This window comes from Mesorhizobium sp. M7A.F.Ca.US.006.04.2.1, from assembly GCF_004022915.1.
In the GTDB taxonomy this organism is placed as follows: domain Bacteria; phylum Pseudomonadota; class Alphaproteobacteria; order Rhizobiales; family Rhizobiaceae; genus Mesorhizobium; species Mesorhizobium ciceri.
In genome coordinates this window covers 1-4,630 of the sequence record NZ_RZQA01000521.1, presented here as the reverse complement: position 1 = coordinate 4,630, position 4,630 = coordinate 1, and the positions used below count along the sequence as shown (strand labels likewise).

The 4,630-nt window shown below is 66.6% G+C and carries 2 protein-coding genes; both read right to left on the bottom strand.

What is annotated here, in order from left to right:
- Positions 1 to 1,738, bottom strand: a 1,738-nt coding sequence (gene pbpC / locus EN925_RS24225; RefSeq protein ID WP_128336987.1) for a penicillin-binding protein 1C, incomplete at its 3' end; no start/stop codon positions are given.
- 174 nt (positions 1,739 to 1,912) lie between these two features.
- Positions 1,913 to 4,630 (bottom strand): alpha-2-macroglobulin (locus EN925_RS24220; protein ID WP_164894359.1); only part of this gene is annotated, 2,718 nt, incomplete at its 5' end.

The following is a 4,630-nucleotide window of genomic DNA, read 5'->3' as shown; positions in this document are numbered from 1 at the left end:
GTCCGGGCGGCTTGCCCGGCAAGGGGACGGCGACCAGGCCCGAGCGGACAAAACCGTCGAACAGGATGGGAGCGGCCGAGACATAACCGGACAGTCCGGGCACCGCGCCGGCGTCGGGACGGCCGACCCAGACACCGAGCACATAGCGGCCGTCGAAGCCGACCGACCACGCGTCGCGGTACCCGTAGGACGTGCCGGTCTTGTAGGCAATGCCGCGCTGCAGGGCACCCTCGGGCGGCTTGACGCCCGACAGTATGTCGATGATCTGCCAGTTGGCCTGACCGTCGAGGATGGTGGCGCTGGTGCGCTCGGCATTGGCCGGCTCGGTGCCGTCATGCAGCGTGTGCGTCTTGCCGCCATTGGCGAGCCCTGTGTAGAGCTGGACGAGGTCGCGCAGCGTGACGCCTACGCCGCCAAGGCCGATGGCCAGGCCCGGCGCCTCGTTGACCGGCAGTATGGGGCTGACGCCGGCCTGGCGGAAGCGCGCCATCAGCCGCGTTGGCCCGACCGCGTCGAGCACGCGGATCGCCGGCACGTTGAGCGACAGTTGCAGCGCTTGCCGGATGCTGACATCGCCCTGGTAGCCCATGTCGAAATTCTTCGGCCGGTAGCCGGAGAAATCGACAGGGCTGTCATCGATCAGCGTCTCCTGCGCCACCAGGCCCTGTTCGAAGGCAAGACCGTAGATGAACGGCTTCAGCGTCGAGCCGGGCGAGCGGACGATCTTTGTCATGTCGATCCAGCCGGAGCGGCTGGCGTCGAAGAAATTGGCCGAGCCGACTTCGCCAAGGATGTCGCCGGTGCGGGAGTCGGCCAGCACCATGGCGACCGACAGGCGAGGGCCGAGCTTGGTGGCGGCGTCCCTCGCCACCTGTTCCAGCCCCTCCTGGACGCTCTTGCGGATCGTCAGTTGCAAGGGCTGGCCGGGGACGGCCTTGGGCAACATCGCATAGGCGGCGTGCGCGGCGAGCGCCGGCAGCGTGCGGCGCAGGTCCGAGACATCGTCGAGGGCGGCCCGTGCGGCCTCGCGCTCGCCGAGCAGGCGGGAGGAGACCATTCGGGTCAGCACCCGGTCGCGGGCGGCGTGGGCGATCTTCAAAGTGCGGTCGGGCCGCCGCTTTTCCGGCAGCTGCGGCAGGGCGACGAGCAGGGCGGATTCGGAAACGGTGAGCCGTTTCGGCTCCTTGCCGAAATAGGCCAGCGAGGCGGCGCGCACGCCTTCCAGATTGCCGCCATAGGGCGCCAGCGTCAGGTAGCGTTCGAGGATTTCGCGTTTCGACAGCCGCCGTTCGATCTGGATGGCGCGCAGCATCTGCTTGATCTTGGAGCCGAGGCTGCGGCTTTCGCGCGGCTCGATCAGCCGGGCAAGCTGCATCGAAAGCGTCGAGCCGCCGGAAACGATGTGGCCGCTGGTGGCGAACTGGCCGGCGGCGCGCGCCAGCGCCAGCACGTCGACGCCCTCATGGTCCCAGAAACGTTTGTCTTCATAGGTGACCAGCATGTCGACGAATTGCTTGTCGACCTGGTCGAGCCGGGTTTCGAGCCGCCAGTAGCCGTCCGGCGTGGCGAAGGCGCGCAACAACTGGCCATCGCGGTCCTGGATTTCGGTGGAGACCGTGAGTTCGGCTGGAAGCGGGGGCGGGAAGGCGCGGTCGAGTTCCCAGAGGGACGCGGCGGAAAGGGCGAGGATGCCGGCGCACCCTGCCGCTCCAACAGCGAATTTGCGAAGCATCTTCATGGCAGTAAAGATGCCCCCTCATCCGGCCGCTTCGCGGCCGCCTTCTCTCCGGTGGGGAGAAGAGACTGGCGCCAGCGCTGGCCGTCTCCTCTCCCCTCGGGGAGAGGTCGACCGAGCGAAGCGGAGGGCGGGTGAGGGGGCACTTTGCTCATCGCGTCCATCACCATCAGCGCCTTACGGCGCCTTGATCTCCATCATGCCGGTGGCGGTGCGGGCCGAGTATTGGGGCCGATACATGTCTTCCACCGTTGCCGCGGGGTGCGCATAGGTACCCGGCGTCACGGCGCGCACGACATAGGCGAGGGTCAGATTGTGGTCGTGGTCGCCGTCGGCCGGGTTGAATGCCGCGACGAAACGGTCGTCGCGGAATTCGAGATGGGCCGCATCGGTCTGCGCAAGCCACGAGAAGTTCGTCAACTGGGCGCTGGAGACCAGGCCGGGATTGTCGATCTCGAAGCCGGCCGGCAACAGGTCGGTGACCAGCAGGCGCGACGGCCATGTGTTCTGCTCGTTGACCTTGAGCACGACGACATAGCGTTCGTTCTGAGTCGCCTCCGTGACATTGGCTTCGGTGCCGTCGAGCTTGTAGTAAGTGCGGCTGATTGTGAAGCCGTCGCCGCCGGCCGGCAGCGGCTGGACCGGCGACGCCACCGTGGTGACGACGGCCTGCAGCGGGGTCTTGCCGGTGTTGGCGATGGTCAGTGGGCTGTCGACAAGGTCAGAGCCTTCGACCTGGTTGGAGTAGCCGCCGGAATGTGCCGCGCCATTGACGGTCAGCGTGATCGTATCATTGCCTTCTTTCAGCGCGCGGGCCGCCAGCAGCATCCAGGATTCGTCCTGGGTGCTGGTCCAGCGGGCTTCGGCGCGTTCCTTGGTCACCAGCCTGATCAGCTCCGGCACGATTGTCGGTACCGGCTTGGATTCCGCCGCCAACGCCAGCATCGCCGCGCCATCACGCAGCCGCGAACCGTAGTCGGAGCGGTAGTAGTCGTAGTCGGTGGTCGACTTGGCCAACTGCAGGGCAGTCTTGAACGTCGATTCCGCACGCGGTGTATCGCCGTAGAGCGCCAGGCTTGCCGCCAGCTGGGCAACGGCCATCGGGCTGGAAAAAGCTTCGAGCTGCGTGTCCGCATAGTAGCGCAGGTCGCCGATCGAGGCCTTCTTGTTGCGGGCCAGAACGTAGAGGGCGTAGGCGATCTCGCTGCCCCGGTCCTGGACGCTCTGGTCGTAGCCGAGTGAGTTCTGCAGGTTGCTGAGCGCCTGGTTCATGGCCAGGCTCGGCACGTCGTACTTCTGCTCGCGCGCCCTGGTCAGGAAGTCGGTGACATAGGCATCGAGCCACAGATCGCCGGAGCCCGGGCCCCACAGGCCGAAGCTGCCGCCCGAGGCCTGGTAGCTCAGAACCTTGTAGATGGCGTCCTGGATGCGGCCATGGATATCGGGATCGCTGGCCATGCCGATGCCGGACGCCAATTCATTGACGTAGAGAAGCGGCATGGCGCGGCTGGTGGTCTGCTCGGCGCACCCATAGGGGTAGCGGTCGAGCGTCATCAGCAGCGAAGGCACGTCGAAGGCGGCAGCCTGCGAAACGCCGACGCTGACAGAGGCGCCGTCGAGCAGGCTTGCCGCGAGCAGCTCCTTGTCGACGCGAAGCGCGCCGCCATCGCCCTTGAGGTCGACCACCAGGCGGGTGGTGACCGGTAATTGCGCCGGGCGCACCGGCACATAGAGCGTCTGCTCGACCTTGGTACCGTCGGCATGGGCAAGCTTGATGGTGAGCGAGGCATTGCCGGCCGTCTGAGCGATCAGCGGCACGGTCAGCGTCTGGCGCTTGCCCTGGGCGAGCGTCAGCTTCTGGGGCAGGGGCTTGTCGCCCGTCGACAGGTCGCCCGTCGTTTCGATCGAGAACGCATAGTCGCCGGCCGGACCGTCGGTGTCGGCGACGTCGAGGCGCATAACGGCGGCGTCACCAGGCGCCAGGAAGCGCGGCAGGCCGGCGGTGATGACCACGGGATCGCGCACGATCACGTCGGACTGGGCGTGGCCGACCGCGTCCTTGGTCCAGGCGCCGGCCATGACGCGCACGGTGCCGTTGAACTGCGGGATGTCGAAGTCGACCCGCGCCTTGCCGTCGGCGTCAAGCTCGACGACGCCGGAAAAGAAGGCGACAAGCTTTTCGGTCGGCGGGCTGCCTTGCGCCTGCATGTTGGCGCCGTCGCCGCCGGTCCTGAGCTTGCCGGCGTTGCCCAGAGAACCGTCGATCAGGCGACCGTAGATGTCGCGGATTTCCATGCCCAGCATGCGCTGGCCGAAGAACCAGTTCTCCGGATCCGGCGCCTTGTAGTTGGTCAGGTTGAGGATGCCGACATCGACGGCGGCAACCATGACATAGGCATTGCTGCCCGGCTGCACGCCGGCGACCGAAACCGGGATCGACAGCTGCTGGCGCGGCATGGTCTTGTCCGGTGGCGTCAAGGTGATGGCGAGCTTCTTCGAACCCGGATCGACCTTCAGCCATTTCACGCCGATGGCGCGGGCCGGCATGCGCGTCTCCTGCGCATCGCCCGGCCGGAACAGGGTTGCGGTGACATAGGCGCCGGCGCCCCAGTCGTCGCCGACCGGAATGTCGACGGTGCTGCCGCCGGCCGGCACTGACGCCGTGATGGTCTTCAACAGCTTGTCGGAGCCGATGTTGATCAAGAGTTCGCCGGCAAAATGCGGCGAGATTTTCAGCTTGGCCACTTCGCCGGCGGCATAATTGTCCTTGTCGAGGGCGATTTCGAGGCCGTCAGGCGTTTCGGTGGTGGTCGAGGAGACATACCAGCCGGCGTCGAACTCGTAGCTGGTCGCCGGTCCTTCGGGATCGGCGGTTTCAACCTCGAGCCTGTACTG